17 protein-coding genes are annotated in these 20,312 nt (G+C 68.9%); 11 read left to right on the forward strand and 6 right to left on the reverse strand.

Annotated elements, in window-relative coordinates:
• Positions 1 to 90: 90 nt before the first annotated feature.
• From ASE96_RS02300 to mshA, 3 genes are all read right to left on the reverse strand, one after another.
• Positions 91 to 1,050 (reverse strand): DUF559 domain-containing protein, encoded by a 960-nt coding sequence (locus ASE96_RS02300; RefSeq protein WP_056425366.1) that lies wholly within the window; start codon positions 1,048 to 1,050, stop codon positions 91 to 93.
• A gap of 222 nt (positions 1,051 to 1,272) precedes the next feature.
• Complete coding sequence (locus ASE96_RS02305) at positions 1,273 to 3,012, reverse strand: formate--tetrahydrofolate ligase (protein WP_056425369.1); 1,740 nt, start codon at positions 3,010 to 3,012, stop codon at positions 1,273 to 1,275.
• Between the two features lie 58 nt (positions 3,013 to 3,070).
• Positions 3,071 to 4,357, reverse strand: a complete 1,287-nt coding sequence (gene mshA / locus ASE96_RS02310; RefSeq protein WP_056425371.1) for a D-inositol-3-phosphate glycosyltransferase — start codon at positions 4,355 to 4,357, stop codon at positions 3,071 to 3,073.
• 158 nt (positions 4,358 to 4,515) lie between these two features.
• Between mshA and ASE96_RS02315 the strand changes: the two genes are divergently transcribed.
• Both ASE96_RS02315 and ASE96_RS02320 read left to right on the forward strand, forming a co-directional pair.
• A complete protein-coding gene (locus tag ASE96_RS02315) occupies positions 4,516 to 5,052 on the forward strand; it encodes a GNAT family N-acetyltransferase (protein WP_056425376.1) in 537 nt (178 codons plus the stop codon).
• A gap of 131 nt (positions 5,053 to 5,183) precedes the next feature.
• A complete protein-coding gene (locus ASE96_RS02320; protein WP_162238809.1) occupies positions 5,184 to 6,950 on the forward strand; it encodes a glycoside hydrolase family 5 protein in 1,767 nt (588 codons plus the stop codon).
• A 14-nt stretch (positions 6,951 to 6,964) separates the two neighbouring features.
• On the opposite strand, the gene ASE96_RS02325 is transcribed toward ASE96_RS02320, so the two are convergent.
• A complete protein-coding gene (locus ASE96_RS02325) occupies positions 6,965 to 8,398 on the reverse strand; it encodes a family 4 glycosyl hydrolase (protein WP_056425380.1) in 1,434 nt (477 codons plus the stop codon).
• An 81-nt stretch (positions 8,399 to 8,479) separates the two neighbouring features.
• Between ASE96_RS02325 and ASE96_RS02330 the strand changes: the two genes are divergently transcribed.
• The 6 genes from ASE96_RS02330 (at position 8,480) to tsaD (ending at position 14,331) form a co-directional block, all read left to right on the forward strand.
• A complete protein-coding gene (locus ASE96_RS02330) occupies positions 8,480 to 9,571 on the forward strand; it encodes a carbohydrate kinase family protein (protein WP_056425383.1) in 1,092 nt (363 codons plus the stop codon).
• Between the two features lie 483 nt (positions 9,572 to 10,054).
• Complete coding sequence (alr, locus tag ASE96_RS02335) at positions 10,055 to 11,275, forward strand: alanine racemase (RefSeq protein WP_056425386.1); 1,221 nt, start codon at positions 10,055 to 10,057, stop codon at positions 11,273 to 11,275.
• Entirely contained in the window at positions 11,272 to 11,949 is a 678-nt protein-coding gene (gene tsaE, locus ASE96_RS02340) for a tRNA (adenosine(37)-N6)-threonylcarbamoyltransferase complex ATPase subunit type 1 TsaE (protein WP_056425389.1), read from the forward strand. The genes alr and tsaE overlap by 4 nt, the downstream gene beginning before the upstream one ends.
• Positions 11,949 to 12,620 carry a tRNA (adenosine(37)-N6)-threonylcarbamoyltransferase complex dimerization subunit type 1 TsaB gene (tsaB, locus tag ASE96_RS02345; protein WP_056425391.1) on the forward strand — a complete coding sequence of 224 codons (672 nt, stop codon included), beginning with the start codon at positions 11,949 to 11,951 and terminating at the stop codon, positions 12,618 to 12,620. Before tsaE ends, tsaB begins: the two co-directional genes overlap by 1 nt.
• A 125-nt stretch (positions 12,621 to 12,745) precedes the next feature.
• Positions 12,746 to 13,213 carry a ribosomal protein S18-alanine N-acetyltransferase gene (rimI, locus tag ASE96_RS02350; RefSeq protein ID WP_056426591.1) on the forward strand — a complete coding sequence of 156 codons (468 nt, stop codon included), beginning with the start codon at positions 12,746 to 12,748 and terminating at the stop codon, positions 13,211 to 13,213.
• Positions 13,210 to 14,331, forward strand: coding sequence for a tRNA (adenosine(37)-N6)-threonylcarbamoyltransferase complex transferase subunit TsaD (tsaD, locus tag ASE96_RS02355; RefSeq protein ID WP_056425395.1), 1,122 nt, complete (start codon positions 13,210 to 13,212; stop codon positions 14,329 to 14,331). Before rimI ends, tsaD begins: the two co-directional genes overlap by 4 nt.
• A 24-nt stretch (positions 14,332 to 14,355) precedes the next feature.
• Here the strand turns inward: tsaD and ASE96_RS02360 are convergent, their stop codons facing one another.
• Complete coding sequence (locus tag ASE96_RS02360; protein ID WP_056425398.1) at positions 14,356 to 15,507, reverse strand: glutamate--cysteine ligase; 1,152 nt, start codon at positions 15,505 to 15,507, stop codon at positions 14,356 to 14,358.
• A 193-nt stretch (positions 15,508 to 15,700) separates the two neighbouring features.
• On the opposite strand from ASE96_RS02360, the gene ASE96_RS02365 reads away from it, so the two are divergent.
• Both ASE96_RS02365 and ASE96_RS02370 read left to right on the forward strand, forming a co-directional pair.
• Positions 15,701 to 17,377 carry a glycoside hydrolase family 3 protein gene (locus tag ASE96_RS02365; protein WP_326951827.1) on the forward strand — a complete coding sequence of 559 codons (1,677 nt, stop codon included), beginning with the start codon at positions 15,701 to 15,703 and terminating at the stop codon, positions 17,375 to 17,377.
• Positions 17,378 to 17,441: 64 nt separating this feature from the next.
• Positions 17,442 to 18,263, forward strand: a complete 822-nt coding sequence (locus ASE96_RS02370) for a shikimate 5-dehydrogenase (RefSeq protein WP_268753733.1) — start codon at positions 17,442 to 17,444, stop codon at positions 18,261 to 18,263.
• A 48-nt stretch (positions 18,264 to 18,311) separates the two neighbouring features.
• Here the strand turns inward: ASE96_RS02370 and ASE96_RS02375 are convergent, their stop codons facing one another.
• Complete coding sequence (locus ASE96_RS02375; RefSeq protein ID WP_056425409.1) at positions 18,312 to 19,529, reverse strand: class I SAM-dependent methyltransferase; 1,218 nt, start codon at positions 19,527 to 19,529, stop codon at positions 18,312 to 18,314.
• Between the two features lie 57 nt (positions 19,530 to 19,586).
• Between ASE96_RS02375 and ASE96_RS02380 the strand changes: the two genes are divergently transcribed.
• Entirely contained in the window at positions 19,587 to 20,018 is a 432-nt protein-coding gene (locus tag ASE96_RS02380) for a hypothetical protein (RefSeq protein ID WP_235500076.1), read from the forward strand.
• The last annotated feature ends 294 nt before the right edge of the window (positions 20,019 to 20,312 follow it).

The following is a 20,312-nucleotide window of genomic DNA, read 5'->3' on the forward strand; positions in this document are numbered from 1 at the left end:
CCGGAGCGTGCCAGGTTGGCGCTCCCTCACGTCTGGTCGCTACTAGCCCGATCCTCCCTCACGTCGTGCAGGTATCGCAGGATCGCTCCCTCAGACGGGGCTGGAAAAGCCTGCAGCAGACGACGGGCTGAGGTACGCGGTGCGGAGGATTCGTTTAATCTTGGCGGTGGCGCCCTCGAAGCCGTCGGCCAGGTCGTCTTTTGTCAGGACGAGTACGTTCCATCCCGCGGACTCGAAGGCCTTGTCACGTCGGCGGTCGCTGAAGATCTGGGCTGGCAGCAGGTGGTGGCCGCCGTCGTACTGGACGGCCAGCCGACGGCGGCGATACCCAAGATCCGCAGTCGGGGACCCCGGGCTATCCGGGCGGAGCGGGAGCTGCAGCTCCGGCTCCGGGAGACCGGCGTCGCACATCGCCAGGCGTAGCAGTGTTTCTGGAGCCGAGTCGGATCCCACTCGCATCAAGTCCAGGGCCGCCCGGGCGCGGACGATTCCCTGTAGATTCGGGTGGCGGCTCACCATCGACCGCAGCCCATCGATGGTCGCGAAGGGCTCGTTCCGTCCCTCCAACCCGAACCGCGGAACCCGAACGAGCTCGTCGCCCATGCAGACCAATTCGGACAGGCTCAATCGCCGGCCGAGGTCGAGCCACGTGCGGGGACGCGTGCTGATCCGGATGCCGTCCGCTGTTTCAACCTCGTCGTCCAGCGCCAGAACCGTGTGTCCGACGATCCCCTTGCGCCGGACTTCGGGCAGCGCCCGCGGCTTGCTCAGGTGCAGCTCCTCAGAGTCCGAGAGCCACGGAGGCAAGAGCTGGCATCGAAGTCTGGCGGCCGTGACGTGCGAGATCCAGGCCCCCGGGGAGGCGGCGGACAGCGCGCGAGCCGCATCCTCCAACTCGAAGTTCCATTCAGCGGGCCTGTAGAGACCCCGGCTGACATGACTGATGTCGGACTGCTTGAGCCTGGATCTTGGTACTCCCAACGACCGGGCATCGGCGATGGTGAAGGGTGCTGCGCCGAGTGGACCGGGAAGCTCCATTCGCTTTCTCATGCTGGCATTGTGAACCCATTTTGGTAACCGCGCAGGAGTTATCCACAGGTGTCCAGGATCAGCCAGTAGCGGCCAGTGCGGGCTCCGACGGTTGCGCCCTGACCAGTGCAGGACGTGAGGGAGGATCAGGTGCGCGGACGCCGGACGTGGGGGAGCGTCGACTGACGTGGCGCCGGATGTGAGGGAGCGTCGGCTGACGTGGCGCCGGATGTGAGGGAGGGTCTAGAAGAGGCCGACGGGGCTGCCTTCGGCGTCGACGTCCATGCGCATCGCGGCCGGGACCTTCGGGAGCCCCGGCATGGTCATGACCGCGCCGGTGAGGGCCACGATGAAGCCGGCGCCGGTCTTGGGGATGAGGTCGCGGACGTGCACGGTGAAACCCTTGGGGGCGCCGAGTTTGCTGGCGTCGTCGCTGAAGGAGTACTGGGTTTTCGCCATGCAGACCGGGAAGCCGGACCAGCCGTTCTTCTCGATTTCCGCGAGCCGTTTGAGCGCCGGGACGGAGAAATCAACGCCGTCGGCGCCGTAGATCTCCTGCACAATCGTCCGGATCTTGTCCTCCACCGACATCTCCAGCGGGTACAGGTGGCGGAAGGTGTGCGGCGCATCAATGGCCGCGGCGACCTTGGCCGCGAGTTCGTCGCCGCCGTCCCCGCCGCCGCCCCGGCCCCAGACGTCGGCCACGGCGGCCTGGACGCCCTCGGCAACGCACCACTCCAGCAGCCAGTCGAGCTCCGCCTGGGTGTCTGTGGCGAACTTGTTGATTGCCACCACCGGCGTGATGCCGAACTTCTCCACGTTGCGCACATGACGCTGAAGATTCACGACGCCGGCAGCCAGCGCGTCCAGGTTGGGTTCCTTGAGCTGGTCCTTGGGGATACCGCCGTGCATCTTCAGTGCCCGGATGGTCGCCACGACGACGACGGCGGACGGAGCCACGTCGGCGACGCGGGACTTGATGTCCATGTACTTTTCCGCACCCAGGTCGGCGCCGAAACCGGCCTCCGTGACGACGATGTCCGCCAGGCTGCGGGCGGTCTGGGTGGCGATCAGGGAATTGCAGCCGTGGGCGATGTTGGCGAACGGTCCGCCGTGGACCAAAGCAGGGGTCCCGGCAATGGTCTGCACCAGGTTCGGTTTGATGGCGTCCTTGAGCAGCATGGTCAGGGCGCCCTGGACCCCCAGCTGGGCGACCGTGACAGGCTGCCGGTCGTAGGTGTAGCCGAACGTGATCCGGCCCAGCCGGTCCCGGAGATCGGCGAGGTCCGTGGCGAGGCAGAACACCGCCATGATCTCCGAGGCCACAGTGATGTCGAAGCCGTCCTGCCGCGGGATGCCCTGGGTCGGCCCGCCCAGGCCGATCACCACCTCGCGCAGGGCCCGGTCGTTCATGTCCAGGACCCGTTTGAAGGTCATCCGCCGCGGGTCGATGTTCAGCTCGTTGCCCTGGTAGATGTGGTTGTCCACGAGGGCCATCAGGGCGTTGTTCGCCGAGGTGACGGCGTGGAAGTCCCCGGTGAAATGCAGGTTGATCTCGTCCATCGGCAACACCTGGGAGTAGCCGCCGCCCGTGGCGCCGCCCTTCATGCCTAGGATCGGTCCCAGCGACGGTTCACGCAGCGCGATCATGACCTTATGGCCGGCGCGGGCCAGGGAGTCCGCCAGCCCCACTGTCGTGGTGGACTTGCCTTCGCCGGCGGGCGTGGGCGACATCGCGGAGACCAGCACCACCTTGCCGGGGGCACGCGCCGGGCCGCCCGCCGTCGAACCTGTCAGCTTTGCCGGATCGATTTTCGCCTTGTACCGGCCGTGGAAGTCCAGGGCCTCGGCATTGATCCCGGCTGCGGCGGCGATGTCCTCGATCGGCCGCATGGTGGCCCGCTGCGCGATCTCCAGGTCGCTCAGCGGAGCTGTCCCCGGGCCGGGCGTGGCGGGGGTTCCGGGAATCGTGGGTTCAGACATCGTTGTCCTTTGGCTCGTGGCGTCGGTGGGTGTTCCGGCCGGTGGGTGCAGGCGGTGGTTACCGGCCTGTGGTTCCGGGCGAGGGCGTGTGGCCCACCGGAATGGTCAGGTTTCCAAAATACTGGCTCAACGCGGTGTGGTAGCTCTCCAGTGTGATGGCGGCGGTGCGTTGCCAGCCGAACTCCTGCGCGTGCAGGGAGGCGGCGCGGCCCATGTCCTCGCGGGTCGCCGGGTCGTCGTACAGGGCCTCGAGGGCGTCGGCCCAGTCGGCGGCCTTGTGGCCCTCCACGAGCAGGCCGGTCCGGCCGTCGTAGATGGCACGGGACAGCCCGCCCACCTTGGTGGCCACCACCGGCGTTCCGCAGGCCTGGGCTTCCAGCGCCACGAGGCCGAAGGATTCGCTGAAGGACGGCATCACCACGACGTCGGCCGAACGGTACCAGCCGGCAAGTTCCGGTGCGCTGACCGGAGGATGGTGCGTGACGACGTCGTCCAGTCCGGCGGCGCTGATCAGCGACTTCAGGTCAAAGTCCTTGGATCCGCTGATCGCGCCGACGATGGTCAGCTGCAGGTCGATGTCCGGGCGCCGGGCCCGCAGCAGGGCGGCGGCCTTGACCAGGATCTGCGGTCCCTTCAAGCGCTGGATCCGGCCGGCGAACAGCAGATGGAAGCGGCCCGGCGGGACGCCGTGGGCAGCCCGGGCCCGGCTGCGGAACGCCGGCGTGAAGATATCCAGGTCCACGCCGGGCGGGGCCACGTCAATTTTGTCGTTGTCCGCGTTGTAGTGCGAGACCAGTTCCGCCGCCTCGGTGCCCGTGTTGGCGATCAACCGGGTGGCGCCGTCGACAATCCGGTGTTCGCCGTCCTCGCGCCGCCGCGGTTCCGGTTGCTCCCCGGAGACGAGCAGCAGGTTCTTCACCTTGGCCATGGTGTGCATCGTGTGGACGAGCGGCAGGCCCCACAATTCGGCGAGCTCAAGCCCCGCCACGCCGGAAACCCAGTAGTGCGAATGGATCACGTCGTAGCGGCCGTGCGGCTGAAGCTGCCGGATCCGGTCGATTTCGGCCACCATGCTGTGCAGCAGTTCCGGCAGTTCCTCCTTCGGCAGCTTCCGGGGCGGTCCGGCCAGGACGTTATGCACGCAGACTCCGGGGGAGGGATGTTCGACGGCGGCCTGCGAAGCGGACGTGGATCGGGTGAAGATCTCCACTTCGACGCCGGTCTCGGCGAGGGCCGCGGCCAGGGCGCGGATGTAGACGTTCATGCCGCCGGCATCCCCGGACCCCGGCTGTTCCATGGGCGAGGTGTGCAGGGAGAGGAAGGCGACGCGGCGGATCAGCGACATTCTTCTTCCCCTTTCTGGAACGGGCCCTGCCGGGCACGTCCGGACGTCCACTGCCGGAACTGCATTTCGGTAAAACATTACTCCTGAAGTTCCCGCGGGTTCACCGGCCGGCGGGCGGCGCCGGTCACAGGGCCGGACGTGCTGCTAACGTGGCGGCTGTGAGCACCAGCAACGAGACAGAGTCCACGGCCCCGGGCTGGGTCATCCGGCCGGCCGCCGGCACGGATTGGCCGGCGATCTGGGAGATCCTGGAGCCCGTCGTCCGGGCGGGGGAGACCTTCACCTGGGACCGGGACACCACAGAGGAGCAGGCCCGCGAACGATGGTTCAAGCAGCCCCCGGGCCAGACGTTCGTGGCGGCGGGACAGGGGGAACTCGACGGAGTCATCCTGGGCACCGGCGAGCTGCACGCCAATCAGGGCGGCGGCGGAAGCCACGTTGCCAATGCCGGGTACATGGTCCACCCGGCGCACGGGGGCAAGGGTGTGGCCCGCGCGCTCTGCGCCTATTCACTGGAAACTGCCCGGGCGGCCGGATTCCGCGCGATGCAGTTCAACGCCGTGGTGGAGAGCAACGTCCGGGCAGTCGGGGCCTGGCAATCCCTGGGCTTCGAGGTGCTCGCCACGATCCCTGAGGCGTTCCGGCACCCGCGCCTGGGCTACGTGGGCCTGCACCTGATGTACCGCAGGCTGTAGAGGCGCCCGCCGGTCGAGCAGGATGAAGAACCTGTCACGTGACCCAAGACATTTTCTTCCGGGGCGAATAGGCTGAGCCTCTGAGGGCCGAGCGAGGGGAGACTTGGATGCCCGGGAGCAGCCATCCGCCCGTGCAGCACCAAAAACTGCGCCGACCATGGCAGGCTGCAATCCGGCGCCGGGTGCCCGGGTGGGTCGTGGCCGTGCTGCTGCTGGCGGTTCCGTTGCTGGTCATTGGCGGGTGCACCCTGACCAGGGGCAGCGGCAACTCTTCCTCAGCGGAGGATCCGGCTCCGGAGTTCGTCACCGCTGCCGGTCGCGGCCTCGTCCTCAAGGGCGAGCCCACGAGGCTGAAAGCGGTGAACTTCTCTAACTTCTACCACCGGGATCAGGACGGGGCTGAGCTCCTTAAATCCCAGCACCATTCGGAAACCGACTTCCAGCGCGCGAAGGATATCGGGTTCAACAGCATTCGGTTTGCCTTTGACGGGAACTGGTACGTCGACTCCCCGGAGGTCTTCTTCGAGTGGATGGACCAAAACGTGGCGTGGGCCCGGCAGCACGACATGCGCCTGATCCTGGATTTACATACCCCGATCGGCGGATTCTGGCTGGACCCCACCAGCGACGAGGTCAGTTTCGACATCTGGTCCGATCCCCGGCTGCAGCAGCAGAACGCAGACCTGTGGCGCGTGATCGCCGCCCGGTACAAAGATGAACCGGCCATCGCGGCCTACGACCTGCTCAACGAGCCGGTGACCACCGATGCCACGGGGGAACAGTGGAAAGCGCTGTCGCGGCAGCTGGTGGCCGCGGTGCGGTCGGAGGACCGCAACCACCTCCTGGTAGTGGGCGGGATCTACGGGGTCAACGGGCGCTACGGAACGGCCGGAATCGATCAGCACTTTCTTGTTGACGACACCAACGTGGTCTACGACTTCCATTTTTACGAGCCGATCAAGTACACCCACCAATACGCGTCCTGGATTGAAGGCCCCGTCCAGGACGGCGGCCGCTATCCCGATCCGAACGTGATCCTTTCGACCGGCGAGCGGGTCCTGCTGCCGCAAAGCCGCATCGCAACTACCCTCCTGCCGGCCGGCACGTCAGGCTGGGCAGCGTACGACAGCGGCATCGTGGCGATCGAGGACAGCAACGCGGTAGCGGCGGTGCCCCTGCTCACCGCCCAGGGCGGGATGCGCGGAACGGCCGGGTTCGATGCGATCACGGTGACCGAGTACGGCCCGGACGGGACCGAAATCCGGCAAATCATCAACGACCAGCTGGACAGCGACGCGACCCTGGACTGGCATCAATGGCAGTCCGGCGGGGACGCCGCGGCACCGCCGGAGTTCGCGCGGGAGACTGGCGGGTATCAGGACAACGGCAGTCTCTCCATTAGCAATTCCGCCGACGCCGAGGCGATCGCGGGGTGGAGCAACGACGCACATCTGTTCAAGGTGGTGCCCGGCAACAAATACCGGATCCAGGGCCACATGCGGGGTGAGAACATTGCCTCCTCAACCGGCGCGGCCCCGCGGATCGGTCTCCAGCTCGACGTTTACGCCACGTCGCCCGGAGCAGCCGGGAACGGTTTCCTCGAACGCGGCAAAGACTATCTGGCCCACCAGCTGGCGGAACGTCTGCAGTTCGGCATCGACAACAACGTGCCGATGTCGGTCATGGAGTTTGGCGTGGTCCGGCAAACATTTGAGATGGAGGGCAAAGGCGGAGACCAGTGGGTCACCGACATGCTGGAACTCCTGGACGAGCACGGACTCAGCTTCGCCTACTGGGAATACCACGGCACCCAGATGGGGCTTTACTTCAGCGGCACAGGCTTGCCGGGCGAACCCCATACAGCGCTCCAGGACACCCTCACCCGCGGCCTGCGCTGAGCCGCCCGGCACGGCTAGGTGCCGTCTCCGTTGCTGTCGCTGTCGTTGCGCCAGAGTTGCAGGAGTTCAGGGAAAGCGGCCTCGTAGCCGGCGAGGAGTTCCGCCGCGAGCACGTCCGAATCGACGAGGGGATGACGGGCGAAAGCGGCGAGGGCAGCCCCGCGCCGCCGGGTCCCGTCCGCAGGCCCGGTGGTGGCCTGGACGACCAGGCGTTCAACATCCTTGACCCGCTGCATCAGGGCCAGCTGTGCGGAGGCAGGGCGTTCCTGCGGAAGCGGCACCACGCCGTCGAGCGTCACCCGGCAGGGGACCTCGACGACGGCGTCCGCCGACAGTCCCGGAATGGCCGGGGCGCCGGCGGCTGTGTTAGCGCCGTCGCTGGCGGTGTTGGGGGTGTTCAGAATCAGCTCCGCCGGACCCCCGCCGGAGAGGGCGCGCATGACCGCGAGGGCGACGCGCTCGTAGCCGCCCCCGGCCAGGTCCGCCTCATCCCGGCGCTCGCCGGCGAGGCGTGCCTCCGCGAGGTAGCCCTCTTCACGCGAGCGGCGTGCCGCGTCCCACAGCGGATAGGCCTGCTGCCCCGCCGCGGCGAGCAGCGGATAGAGCTCGGTCTGCTGCCGGTCGATGGATTCACCGCGGGTGGTGGGGGAGGACCGGATGCCGGCCAGGGCGTGCTCGGTCTCGTAGTAGTAATAGAGGTATTCGTTGGGCAGGCACCCCAGGCCCGCCACGAAGGGCTGCGGAAACAGCCGGCCCTCCTCGAAACCGGCCAATGCGTCCGCGTCGGCCAGCAACCCGGGGAGCATGTCCCGGCCGCCGGACTCCAGGCGGTACAGCCAGCCGAGATGGTTCAGCCCGTAGTAGCCCACGCCGTCGAGCCGGCCCTCGGGCAGCACGACGCCGGCAGCGTGCGCCGCCCGGTACACCAGCCCGCCGGCCGAATCGCAAATGCCCACCACCTTGCGGCCGAGCACCGGGACCAGGGCTTCGGTGACCATCCCGGCCGGGTTCGTGAAATTCAGCAGCCACGCGTCCGGGCAGTGCCGCCGCATCTGGGCGGCCAGGTCCAGCATGCGGGGAATGGACCGCAGCGCGTAGGAGATGCCGCCGGCCCCCGTGGTTTCCTGGCCCAGGAGCCCCAGGTCCAGGGCCACCCGCTCATCGGCGGTGCGGCCCGCCGTCCCGCCGGGGCGGATCGCGGCAAATACGACGTCCGTCCCGGTCAGCGCCTCGGCCAAGGACGTGGTGGCCCGGACCGTTGGAGGGGCGACGCCGGGCGGCGGCAGCGCCCCGAACGAGCCGAGGACGGCCTCGATGGCGGCGAGGCGGCCGGGATCGACGTCGTACAGCACCAGCTCCCGGACAAGGCCGGCGTAGGGACCTGCACAGAGCGCCCGGTAGACCAGCGGTACCCGGAATCCGCCGCCTCCGGCAATCATCAGCCGCATGCCGACAGTCTATTCACAGTGCTCCGTCATGGCCCGTTGAACTCCTTTCCTGCGGTACCGGGACGGCGTAGTGTGCCATACATGGACGCGATACCGACGCGGCGTTTTGACCCGCTTTCCTCCGTCCGGACCCCGGCGGCCGGGGGCTTCGATTTGTTGCTGACCGGCACCGTTTTCCAGGACATCATCTTCACCGGCCTGCCGCACGCCCCGGTCGCCGGCACCGAGATCTGGAGCGACGGGATGGGCAGCTGCCCGGGAGGGGTGGCCAACCAGGCCATCGCCGCGGCGCGGCTCGGGCTGCGCACGGGGCTGGCGGCTGCGTTCGGCGATGACGGCTACGGGGACTACAACTGGAAGATTCTGTCCGCGCAGGAACACGTGGACCTGTCCCTGTCCCGGCGGGTGCCGGGCTGGCACTCACCGGTCACCGTGTCCCTCAGCGTGGAGCACGACCGGTCCATGGTGACGCACGGCCACCCGGCCCCGGTGAGCTCCAGTGAACTGATCGGCTGCCCTCCTCCGGCGCTCGCCGCCGTCGCCGAGCTCGGCGAGCAACTGGAACCGTGGGCGCTCGACGCGCATAAGGCCGGGGTGCGGCTCTTCGGCGACGTCGGGTGGGATCCCACCGGTGTCTGGTCCTCCACCCGGCTGGACAACCTGCAGTACTTTCACGCCTTTATGCCGAACCAGCACGAAGCCATGGCCTTCACCGGGAACGACAACCCGTGGGCTGCCCTCTACGCCCTGGCGGACAGGGTGCCGGTCGCGGTCGTGACCCTCGGGTCCCAGGGCGCCATGGCCGTGGACTCTGAATCGGGCGAAGAGGAATGGGTGCCGTCGCTGCCGGTGTCCGCCTTCGACCCGACCGGGGCGGGGGACTGCTTCGGCGCCGCCTTCATCGTGGGCTGCCTGGCGGGCTGGCCGCTGGGCGACCGGCTGCGGTTCGCCAATCTCTGCGCGGCGCTGGCTGTGCAGGAAGTCGGCGGCTCGCTGGCCGCACCCGGCTGGGGGGACATCGCGGACTGGTGGCAGCGGGCCAACGCCCGCAAGGAACGCCAAAGCAGCCAGTGGCTCCGGCGCTACAGTTTCCTGGAGGACATCATCCGTGATGTGCCGCAGGAGGCGCAGCGGCGGGCGACAGCGACCATCGCGCACCTGTCGGATGCGTAGGTAGGCGGGCTCCCACGCTGGACATGCCCTCCGTGCGGCCCGGGCAATGGGCATGGTGTCGTTGTGCCCAGTCGTGGGCGCGAACACTGAGCATGTCCCTTTGGCGGGCGCGGGCTGGCGGGGACGTGGGTCTTGCCCCGGACCAGGTTGAAGCTGGACATGCCCTCCGTGCGGCCCGGGGAATGGGCATAGCGCCGTTGTGCCCGGTCGTTGGCGCGAACACTGAGCATGTCCCCCGGTGGAGCGGGCGCGGGCTGGCGGGGACGTGGGTCTTGCCCCGGACCAGGTTGAAGCTGGACATGCCCTCCGTGCGGGCCGGGAAATGGGCATAGTGCCCTTGTGCCCAGTCGCGGGCGCGAACACTGAGCATGTCCCCCGTGGAGGGGGCGCGAACACTGAGCATGTCCCCCTCGGGAGCGGGCGGGGATGCTCCCGCGGCGGCCCGAATTAAGCCGCATGCGCCGCCACCCCTAGAATCGTTAAGTGACTTACCCAGCAGCAACAGGTGACTTCAGGCCCGTCCCGGACGCGCCGTCAGCGTACGCCGAGGAACGCTCGGCCGTTATCGACCTCGAAGCCATCCGGCACAATGTCCGACGGCTGGCGGCCGTGGCATCACCTGCCCAGGTGATGGCGGTGGTCAAGGCCGACGCGTACGGCCACGGCGCCGTTCCCGTGGCGCGCGCGGCACTCAGCGCCGGCGCCAACTGGCTGGGCACCGCCCACATTTCCGAGGCCTTGGCCCTGCGCGCCGCAGGCATTGAGGCGCCCCTTCTGGCCTGGCTGCACACGCCTGAGAGCAACTTCGCCGCCGCCGTGGCTGCCGGGATCGACATCGGCTGCTCGGGCTGGGAACTGGAACGCATCGTAGCGGCCGCCCGTGAGCAGGAACGCCCGGCCCGCGTGCACCTCAAGGTGGACACCGGACTGGGCCGCAACGGCGCCACCCTGGATGCCTGGGACGGCCTGGTCGGCGAAGCCATGGAATACCAGGACCAGGGCCTGCTGCGGGTGGTCGGCGTCTTCTCCCACCTGGCCGTCGCCGACGAACCCGAGCGCCCGGAAACCGACGAACAGCTGGAAGCCTTCCGCGAAGCCCTCGCCATCGCCCAGGACGCCGGCGTGGATCCCGAGGTGCGGCACCTCGCCAACACGCCGGCCACCCTGTCCCGGCCCGACACGCACTTCGACCTGGTCCGCGTGGGACTGGGCCTCTACGGCCTGTCACCGTTCGAGGGGCAGGGCTCGGAAGAGCTGGGCCTGCGGCCCGCCATGACCGTCCGCACTGTCGTTTCGCACTGCAAGGATGTCCCTGCCGGCCAGGGCGTCTCCTACGGGCTGAACTACCGCACCGGCAGCACCAGCACGCTGGGGCTGATCCCGCTGGGCTACGCCGACGGCGTCCCGCGGATCGCCACCGGTGGGCCGGTCCGGGTGGCGGGCGTGAACTACCCCGTCGTCGGACGCATCGCCATGGACCAGATGGTGATCGACCTCGGCCCGCTCAACGTTTCAGCCGGCGGCCCCAGCGCCCTCGGCGCCGAAGCCGTTCTGTTTGGCAACGGCGACGACGGCGGGCCCACTGCAGAGGACTGGGCCCGGGCCGCCGGCACCAACAACTATGAGATCGTGACGCGGATCAGCCCCCGGGTGCCGCGCCGGTACATCAACGAAGAGCCCGCCAGCGACGAGTCACGGCCATGAGCCGGGCGGCCTGGGAACGGACCCTGGATGTCCGGACCGCGGACGAGACCCACGCCCTCGCCGCCGGGCTCGGCGCCCAGCTGCAGGCCGGCGACCTGCTGGTCCTCACCGGTGAGCTGGGAGCGGGGAAGACCACCTTCACCCAGGGCCTGGGGGAGGGCCTGGGGGTCCGCGCCGGGATCATTTCGCCCACGTTCGTGCTGGTGCGGATCCACCCGAACCTGCCCGACGGTCCCCGGCCGGGCGGCCCGGACCTGGTGCATGTGGACGCGTACCGGCTGGGTTCGGCCTCGGAAATCGACGACATCGACCTGGAAAACACCATGGACAGCGCCGTGACAGTGGTGGAGTGGGGCCGCGGACGGGTGGAGCACCTGAGCGAGAGCCGGCTGGAGGTGGACCTGCTCCGCAGCCTGGGTGGCAGCACCCGCGCTCCGGAAGCCGCCGCTCCCGAAGCGGCCCGCCCGGAAAACAGCCAGGACACGTCAGCGGCACCGTTTCCCGCGGTGCTGGACTTCGACACCGACGACGACGACGAGCCTCGCAGGATCGTGATCCGCGGCTTCGGTCCCCGCTGGGTGGACCCGCCCGTCCTCTCTTCGCCCGCGTCGTTCGCCGCGCCCGCTGGGTCCGCTGAAACCGCGACACCGCCCCACTCCCTGGAAGGGAACTGATGCTGATCCTTGCCATCGACACCTCGGCCGTGGCCAGCGCCGCACTCGTCTCCGATGACACCCTGGAATCCCTTGTGGGCAGCTTTTCCACCGAGGACACCCGGAGCCACGCGGAGGTCCTGGCGCCGGGAATCGAGGCGCTCCTCGCGGAGGCCGGCCTGACCGGAGCCGACGTCGACGCGGTGGTCACCGGGGTGGGGCCCGGCCCGTTCACCGGGCTGCGCTCGGGCATCGTCACCGCGCGCACCCTCTCCTTCGTCTGGGGCAAACCGCTCTACGGCCTCATGAGCTTGGACGCCATCGCCCTGGAGGTGGCGGAGTCCACCGACGCGGCGCCGGAGTTCATCGTCGCCACGGACGCGCGGCGCAAAGAGGTCTACTGGGCCCGGTATGCCCTCAGCGACGGCCAGCTGCCGCGGCTGCTGGACGGCCCGCACGTCGGCTTCGCCGCGGACCTTCCCGAGCTTCCGGTCTACGGCGCCGGCGCCGGTCTCTATTCCGACGTCGTCAAAGCCGTCCCGGGTTTCAGTTCCCGCCAGCCGGAAGCCCTCTCGCTGGGCCAGTTCGCTCTCGCGCGGCTCGCGGCGGGGGAGCGGCTGCTCGACTCCACGCCGCTGTACCTGCGCGAGTCCGACGCCCAGGTGCCTGGCCCGCGGAAGAGGGCGCTGTGAACGCCGGGTCCGCAGGACAGAATGCGGGACGGACCGCAGGACAGAATGCGGCACAGAATGGAGGACACGGCGCCGGGCAGGACACCGGCCCGGCACAGCTGCCCGGCGGGGTGACCCTGCGCGACATGACTGCCGCGGACATCCCTGCCGTCCATGACCTGGAGCGCAGGCTGTTCCCGGTGGACGCCTGGCCGCTGCAGATGTTCTCGGCCGAGCTGGCGCAGGCCGCGACCCGGCGCTACGTCGTGGCCGAACTGGCCGGGCGGATTGTGGGCTACGCGGGGCTGATGTGCATCCGGCCCATCGCGGACGTCCAGACCATCGCCGTCGTGCCGGAACAGGAAGGCAAAGGAATCGGCTCGGCGCTGCTCACCGAACTCATCCGGGAAAGCCTGCTCCGCCGCGCCGACGACGTGCTCCTGGAAGTCCGCGCCGACAACCCCAGGGCCCAGCAGCTCTACCGCCGCTACGGGTTCGAACAGATCCACGTCCGGCCCCGGTACTATCGCGACGGCGTTGACGCGCTGATCATGCGGCTCCGGCTCGGCGCTCCGGAACCAGACACGACGCCCACGGAAGCAGGCCGCCCATGAACAGCCCACAGCACGACAGGCCGCTGGTCCTCGGCATCGAATCCTCGTGCGACGAAACCGGCGTCGGCATTGTCCGCGGAACACAGCTGCTGACCAACACCGTGTCCTCCTCCATGGATGAACACGTCCGGTTCGGCGGCGTGATTCCCGAGATCGCCTCCCGGGCACACCTGGACGCCTTCGTCCCCACTCTCCGCGAAGCCCTGGCCGAGGCCGGAGTGACGCTCGAGGACATCGACGCGATCGCCGTCACGTCCGGACCGGGACTCGCCGGAGCCCTGATGGTCGGGGTTTGCGCGGCCAAGGCCCTTGCCGTCGCCACGGGCAAACCGCTCTACGCCATCAACCACCTCGTCGCTCACGTCGGCGTCGGGCTGCTCCAGACGGACGGCGGCGGCCCGCAGGCCTTCGCGGCCAACGCTCTACCCGCGAACGCTTTGCCGGAAAACTTGGGCGCCCTGCTGGTCTCCGGCGGGCACACCGAAATCCTGCGGATCCGGAACATCACCGCGGACGTGGAGCTGCTCGGATCCACGATCGACGACGCCGCCGGCGAAGCCTACGATAAGGTGGCGCGGCTCCTGGGCCTGGGCTACCCGGGCGGGCCGGCCATCGACAAGCTGGCACGCACCGGAAACGCCAAGGCCATCCGCTTCCCGCGCGGCCTCAGCCAGCCCAAGTACATGGGGACCGCGGACCAGCCCGGCCCGCACCGCTACGACTGGTCGTTCAGCGGACTCAAAACCGCCGTCGCCCGCTGCGTGGAGCAATTCGAGGCCCGCGGCGAGACGGTGCCTGTAGCGGACATCGCCGCGGCATTCCAGGAAGCCGTGGTGGACATCATTACATCCAAAGCGGTGCTGGCCTGCCGGGAGAACGGCATCACCGAACTGCTGCTGGGCGGCGGCGTGGCGGCGAATTCACGGCTGCGCCAGCTCACGGAACAGCGCTGCAACGCCGCCGGAATCCGGCTGACCGTCCCGCCGCTGGCCCTCTGCACCGACAACGGCGCCATGGTGGCGGCCCTCGGCGCCCAGCTGGTGATGGCAGGGATCGCGCCGAGCGGCATCGGCTTCGCGCCGGACTCCTCGATGCCGGTCACCACGGTCTCGGCCTGAGGCCGTGCGACGTGACGGCCGGGTCTAGGCTTCGGGGCGCTTGCGCATCTGCTTGACCAGGTCCAGTACGACGGCGCGCAGGTCGCCGCCGTGCTCCGCCGCCACGCGCCGCTGCCGCTGGTATCCGGCGCCACGCTCGACGATCTTCAGGACGTCGGCCAGCTCCGGGGCGCAGCCAAGTTTCACCGCGACGGGTTCAAGGCGGGCCACCGTCTCACGGATGTGGTCGGTAACCAGCTGTTCGTTGCCCGCGGCGTCGAGGATGATGATGGCGTCCAGGCCGTAGCGGGCCGCACGCCATTTATTCTCCTGGACATGCCAGGGCGGCATGGTGGGGATGGTGCCGCCGTTGTCCAGCGTCGTGGAAAACTCGTCGACGAGGCACTGCGTCAGGGCCGCGATGGCGCCAACTTCCTCGAGGGTGGCCAGGCCGTCACAGATGCGCATCTCGATGGTGCCGAAGTGCGGGACGGGCCGGATGTCCCAGCGGATCTCGGAGAGCGAGTCGATCACACCAGTGGTGAACATGTCCTGGGCGTACGCCTCGAAGTCTTCCCAGCTGGCGAACTGGAAGGGCAGCCCGGCGGTCGGCAGCTGCTGGAACATCAGCGCCCGCTGGGAGGCGTATCCGGTGTCCTCGCCGCCCCAGAACGGGCTGGAAGCGGACAGCGCCTGGAACTGCGGGAAATAGTTCACCAGCCCGTCCAGAACGGGGAGGACCTTGTCGCGGCTGTCCAAGCCCACGTGCACGTGGACGCCGTAGATGACCATCTGGCGGCCCCACCACTGCGTGCGGTCAATGAGCTTGGCGTAGCGCTCCTTGTCGGTCACGGGCTGCAGCTGCGGGGGGCTGAACGGGTGGCTGCCGGCGCAGAAGATTTCGACGCCCATGGGATCGGTGACGTCCCGGACGGCGGCGAGGGAACTGCTCAGGTCCGCTTTGGCCTCGGCCACGGTGTTGCAGATTCCGGTGACCAACTCCACCGTGTTCAGGAGCAGCTCCTGCTTGATGTGCGGGTGCTCGTCGTCCTCGTTCAGCTCGGGATGCTTCGCGGCGACACCGCGGAGGACCTCTTTGGCCACAGAGGCCAGCTCGCCGGTTTCGGCGTCCACCAGGGCGAGTTCCCATTCCACACCAAGAGTTGATTGCCTGGATGAAGCGAAATCAATCTTCATGTGGTCCCTTCATTTGTTTAGCTGTCCTTTTGCCTGCCCCGACCTGCAACGTCACGGGCGGAGTCGCCGGACAGTTGGCGAGGCAACAGTGGTCCAAGTCTAGTGCAGGGGTAACATCGAGCCGGTGGCCAGATTGCAGAGAACACGTGAAAGTGTTCACAAAAGTATTCGGACCGCAGCGGTACTGACGCTCATGCTGGGGCTTTTCCCCGGAATCGCTTCCTGCTCCGGGCCTCCGACGCCGGACCCCTCGCGAGGTTCCTCGGCCCCCGCCCAGACCGGATCCGCCCGGCAGCCATCGGACCCGCCGGCGCCGTCCACGCCCGGGACCGGCACGCCGGCCGCTTCATCCTCCGCTGCGGCCCGGCCGCTCGGCTGGGGACCCCAGCAGCGGGACGCGGACGCCGCGGCAAAGGCTGTTGCCGCGATGAGCCCCGAGGAGCGCGCGGGGCAGGTTCTGATGCCGTTCTACACCGGGCTCAACCACAACGCCCACGCCGCGGTCATCGAACGACTGCACCTGGCCGGTTCCATCATCATGGGTGACAACGTCCCCGGTACGCCGGATGGCAAGGTGGACACCGCGGCCATGCACAGCGTGACCGGCCGGCTCCAGGCCGCGGCCCGTGCCGGCGGCCGCAGCTGGCCGGGCCTGATCGGCGTCGACCAGGAAGGCGGGGTGGTGGCCCGGCTGCGGGCGCCGCTGACCGAATGGCCCGCGCCGATGAGCTACGGCGCGGCAGGCAGCGGACCGCTGGCCGCCGACGCGGGCCGGGCCATGGCTTCTGAACTGGCCGCACTCGGCTTCAACACCAACTTCGCGCCGACCACCGACGTCACCATGGGTCCGGCCGATCCGACCATCGGCGCCCGGTCCATGTCCGGGAACGCCAAACAGGCGTCCGGCTTCGGCGTTGCGTTCTCGCAGGGGATGCTGGCCTCCGGGCTGCTGCCGGCCGCGAAGCACTTTCCGGGCCACGGCTCGGTCAGCGTGGATTCCCACGCCGGGCTGCCCGTCCAGGGCGCAAGCCTCGCCCAGCTCCGCGCGAAGGACCTGCTGCCCTTCCAGGCCGCCATCGACGCCGGACTGCCGATGGTCATGGTCGGCCACATCGCCGTGCCGGCACTCGAGCCCGGGGTCCCGGCATCGGTGTCCAAGCCGGCGTACGCGGAATTGCGCAGGATGGGGTTCGACGGCGTGGCCGTCACCGACGCGCTCAACATGGGCGCCATCCGGAAACAGTTTCCGCACGACTCCGCCGCGCCGCTGGCACTCGCCGCGGGCGCCGACTTGCTGCTGATGCCCTCGAATGTGGAGTCGGCCCATGCCGCCATCATGCGCGCCCTGAACAGCGGCACACTGCCGCCCGAACGGCTCGCCGAGGCGGCACAGCGCGTCGTCACCATGATGATCTGGCGGGGCCGCGCCGGCGCGAAACCGGGAACGGATCCCGGCAGCGGCGCCGAAATGTCACACAAGGTCTCCCAAGCGGCCATCACAGTGCTGTCCGGGCCCTGCGATGGACGGATCGTGCCGGCCAGCGTCCGCGTGACCGGCGGCTCCGCCCAGGACCGGTCACGCTTCGCCGCCTCCGCCCGGAACGCCGGGATCGGCATCGGCGAAGGCCCGCTCGTGTCGCTGATCGGCTCCGGCGGCGCACCGGCCAAGCCGGGGACGGCGGACGTAGCGGTGGCCCTCGACGCCCCGTGGCTGCTGGCAGGCTCCCGGGCCCCCGCCAAAATCGCCGTCTACGGCCGCAGCCAAGGCGCGTTCGACGCGCTGGCCGCCGTCCTTGCCGGGCATGCCAAGGCCCCGGGAAAGCTTCCGGTCGCCGTCGGGTCACAGCCGCCGGGGACCGGCTGCGGCTGACCGCAGCGGGCGGGACCGGCACTAACGGCGCTGGTATTTAGCAGCTCTGGCGTTTAATGGAGTGGTGCCCATCCTGAATAAAGACATGACCCTTTGCATCTCGCTCTCGGCCCGGCCGAGCAACAACGGGACGCGCTTCCACAACCACCTGTATGAACAGCTGGGCCTGAACTGGATCTACAAGGCCTTCGCCCCCACGGACCTCGCCCAGGCGATCGCCGGCGTGCGCGGCCTCGGAATCCGCGGCTGCGCCGTGTCGATGCCGTACAAGGAAGACGTCATAGCGCTGGTGGATGTGATGGACCCGTCCGCGAAAGCCATCGACTCGGTCAACACGATCGTCAACGACGGCGGCACGCTCACCGCGTACAACACCGACTACACGGCGATCGAGCAGCTGCTGCAGCGCAACGCCGTGCCCTCCACCCACTCGGTGCTGCTGAGAGGCGCCGGCGGCATGGCGAAAGCCACTGCTGCTGCCCTGCGCGACGCCGGTTTCCGGGACGTCACGGTCATCGCCCGCAACGAGGAAGCGGGACGGGCGCAGGCCGGGCTCTACGGTTTCGCCTGGCGCGCCGACGTCGATCCGTCCAGCGCCGCGGACATGATCATCAACGTGACCCCTATTGGTATGGCAGGGGGAGCGGAGGCCGACGCGCTGTCCTTTCCGCAGGGGGTCATCGACGCCGCAAAGGTGGTGTTCGACGTCGTGGCGCTGCCGGCCGAGACGCCGCTCATCAAAGCCGCCCGCGCGGCAGGCAAGACGGTGATCACCGGTGCGGAGGTGGCGACCATCCAGGCCTTGGAGCAGTTCGTCCTGTACACCGGGATCCGGCCCAGCGACGAGCAGGTCCAGGCGGCCGAGGACTTCATGCGGGCCCAGTAGCCTTCCGGGAATCCCCGGCTCCGGCAGCCCGGTATGCGAAGGGCGCGCCTAGACCGGCTCCACCGAAATGGCCACCCGCTCCTCGCCGATCCTGGTGAGGACCAGGGTGGCCGTTTTCTTGCCCTTGCCCTTTCCACCGGGGAGCAGCTGCTTGCGGAGCTCCTCCGGGGTCACGGACGTGCCGCGCTTCTTGATGTCCAGCACCCCGATGCCCTGGTCCTTGACCCAGGCCTTAAGCGCCTTGACGTTGTAAGGCATCACGTCCAGCACCTTGTACGCCCGGGCAAAGGGGGTGTCCCGCAGCTCCGGGGCGCAGATGTAGGCGATGTGCTCGTCTACGAGGTGCCCGCCCAGCTGGAGTGCGACGTCGGCCACCAGTCCGGCGCGGATGATGGCGCCGTCGGGCTCGTAGAGGTACCCCTCGACCGGCCCCACCGGGGCGGACGGGCCGCCGTCGAAGTCTTCGGCGCTGGTGAGCTCCGCAGCGCCGCCGGGGCCGAGCAGCAGGGCAGCCCGCCGGATCCCTGGACGCCGCACCGCGTTGAACCACAACGCCACTTCGGTGACGTCCCCGCCCACCGACACCCACTGGGCTTCGCAGTCCTTGGGCACCGAATCGTGGGGCATGCCCGGGCCCATCTTCACACCAACGGCCAGGCCGGCGGCGGCCAGGGACTCGACGAAGGACAGCGGCGGGGAAAAGTCCTCCGGATCCCAGAGCCGCTTTGTGCCCGAGGTGGAGGTGGTCCGGCGTGCCGGGTCCAGCCAGACGCCGTCCACCCCGTCGAGGGCAACGGTCATCGCATCGGAATGCACCACGGTGGCGTTCCGGAACGGGATGAGGTTCATCATGGCGCAGGCCGCGGTCGTTTCGTCCATTTCCACGGCCGTGACCGTGATGTCCAGGGAAGCGAGCGCCATGGCATCGGCGCCGAGGCCGCAGCCGAGATCCGCTACATGCTGCACGCCGGCTTCCGCGAAGCGCTGGGCGTGCCGGGCCGCCACGGTGAGCCGGGTGGCCTGCTCCAAGCCCGCCTGGGTGAAGATCATCTGCCGGGCGAACTCGCCGAACTTGGCCTCGGCCTTGGTCCGCAGCCGCGACTGGGTGAGGACGGCGGAGACCAGCTCGGGGGAGTGTCCGGCCTTCCGGAGTGACGCATTGAGCCTGAACGCCTCGTCCTCGCGGTAAGGGCCAAGCGACGCCAGCAGCTCCCAGCCTTCGGGGTTCAGAAGCGGGGCGATCTGGTCCTGCGGTGCGTCAGCCATGGGAACAAGCCTAGTTCAGCGCACGGCTGCAGCTGCGCGCCCGATAGGGTTGACGGCATGGAATACAGCAGCACGGCAAACAGCGGCCCGGACGAAAACTACCCGGAGGACGGCGCCGCGCAGCAGGACACCGACGGGGAACGTCCCGCCCGGCAGGGACTGGCCCGCTACGCCCGGCCGGCGCTGATCGCGGGCGCCGTCATCGCCGTCGTCTGCGCCGCACTCCTGGTCATCATCTTCTTCCTGGACTCCTTCAACGCCACCGTTTATTCCGTCGGCGGCAAGGACGTCACCGACGCCACCGACGAGGCGAAGGCCATCCGCGACAGCTACGCGGCCGCCCGCATCGGCGGCATCGTCTTCCTGGTCACGGGGATCGTGCTGGCCGCTGCCGGAGGCCTCATGCTGTACCGGCACCGGAACGAGCCCGGCCCCGACGATGAGGACAACGGCGAGGACGTGGACTTCGCGGACCTCGGCGGGCGGTAACAACCCGCCGCTGCAGTCCCGCCCCGGTGGACATGTCCCGTGCGCGGGGCCACGAGTGAGCACAATGCCGAAGTGTTCACTGGCCGCCGCTAGGACTGGGCATGTCCCCCCCGCCGCAGCCCCGCCCCGGTGGGCATGTCCGGTGCCCGGGGCCCCGGGAGACCACAATGCCCGGGCGCCCCGAGTCCACCGGGAGCGAATTTCTGGCACTCGCCTTGACCGAGTGCTAACTACTTACATAGAGTCGTCATTAGCACTCTCCCTAGGAGGGTGCTAACACCTGAAGCTTTACAG

It is taken from the genome of Arthrobacter sp. Leaf69 (assembly GCF_001422645.1).
Classification (GTDB): Bacteria; Actinomycetota; Actinomycetes; order Actinomycetales; family Micrococcaceae; genus Arthrobacter.

Coding starts and splice junctions, on each gene's coding strand:
- ASE96_RS02300 (WP_056425366.1), bottom strand. CDS start 1,050: ATGAGAAAGCGAATGGAGCTTCCCGGTCCACTCGGCGCAGCACCCTTC.
- ASE96_RS02305 (WP_056425369.1), bottom strand. CDS start 3,012: ATGTCTGAACCCACGATTCCCGGAACCCCCGCCACGCCCGGCCCGGGG.
- mshA (WP_056425371.1), bottom strand. CDS start 4,357: ATGTCGCTGATCCGCCGCGTCGCCTTCCTCTCCCTGCACACCTCGCCC.
- ASE96_RS02325 (WP_056425380.1), bottom strand. CDS start 8,398: ATGCGGCTGATGATTGCCGGAGGCGGCGGATTCCGGGTACCGCTGGTC.
- ASE96_RS02330 (WP_056425383.1), top strand. CDS start 8,480: ATGGACGCGATACCGACGCGGCGTTTTGACCCGCTTTCCTCCGTCCGG.
- tsaE (WP_056425389.1), top strand. CDS start 11,272: ATGAGCCGGGCGGCCTGGGAACGGACCCTGGATGTCCGGACCGCGGAC.
- tsaB (WP_056425391.1), top strand. CDS start 11,949: ATGCTGATCCTTGCCATCGACACCTCGGCCGTGGCCAGCGCCGCACTC.
- rimI (WP_056426591.1), top strand. CDS start 12,746: ATGACTGCCGCGGACATCCCTGCCGTCCATGACCTGGAGCGCAGGCTG.
- tsaD (WP_056425395.1), top strand. CDS start 13,210: ATGAACAGCCCACAGCACGACAGGCCGCTGGTCCTCGGCATCGAATCC.
- ASE96_RS02360 (WP_056425398.1), bottom strand. CDS start 15,507: ATGAAGATTGATTTCGCTTCATCCAGGCAATCAACTCTTGGTGTGGAA.
- ASE96_RS02365 (WP_326951827.1), top strand. CDS start 15,701: ATGCTGGGGCTTTTCCCCGGAATCGCTTCCTGCTCCGGGCCTCCGACG.
- ASE96_RS02375 (WP_056425409.1), bottom strand. CDS start 19,529: ATGGCTGACGCACCGCAGGACCAGATCGCCCCGCTTCTGAACCCCGAA.
- ASE96_RS02380 (WP_235500076.1), top strand. CDS start 19,587: ATGGAATACAGCAGCACGGCAAACAGCGGCCCGGACGAAAACTACCCG.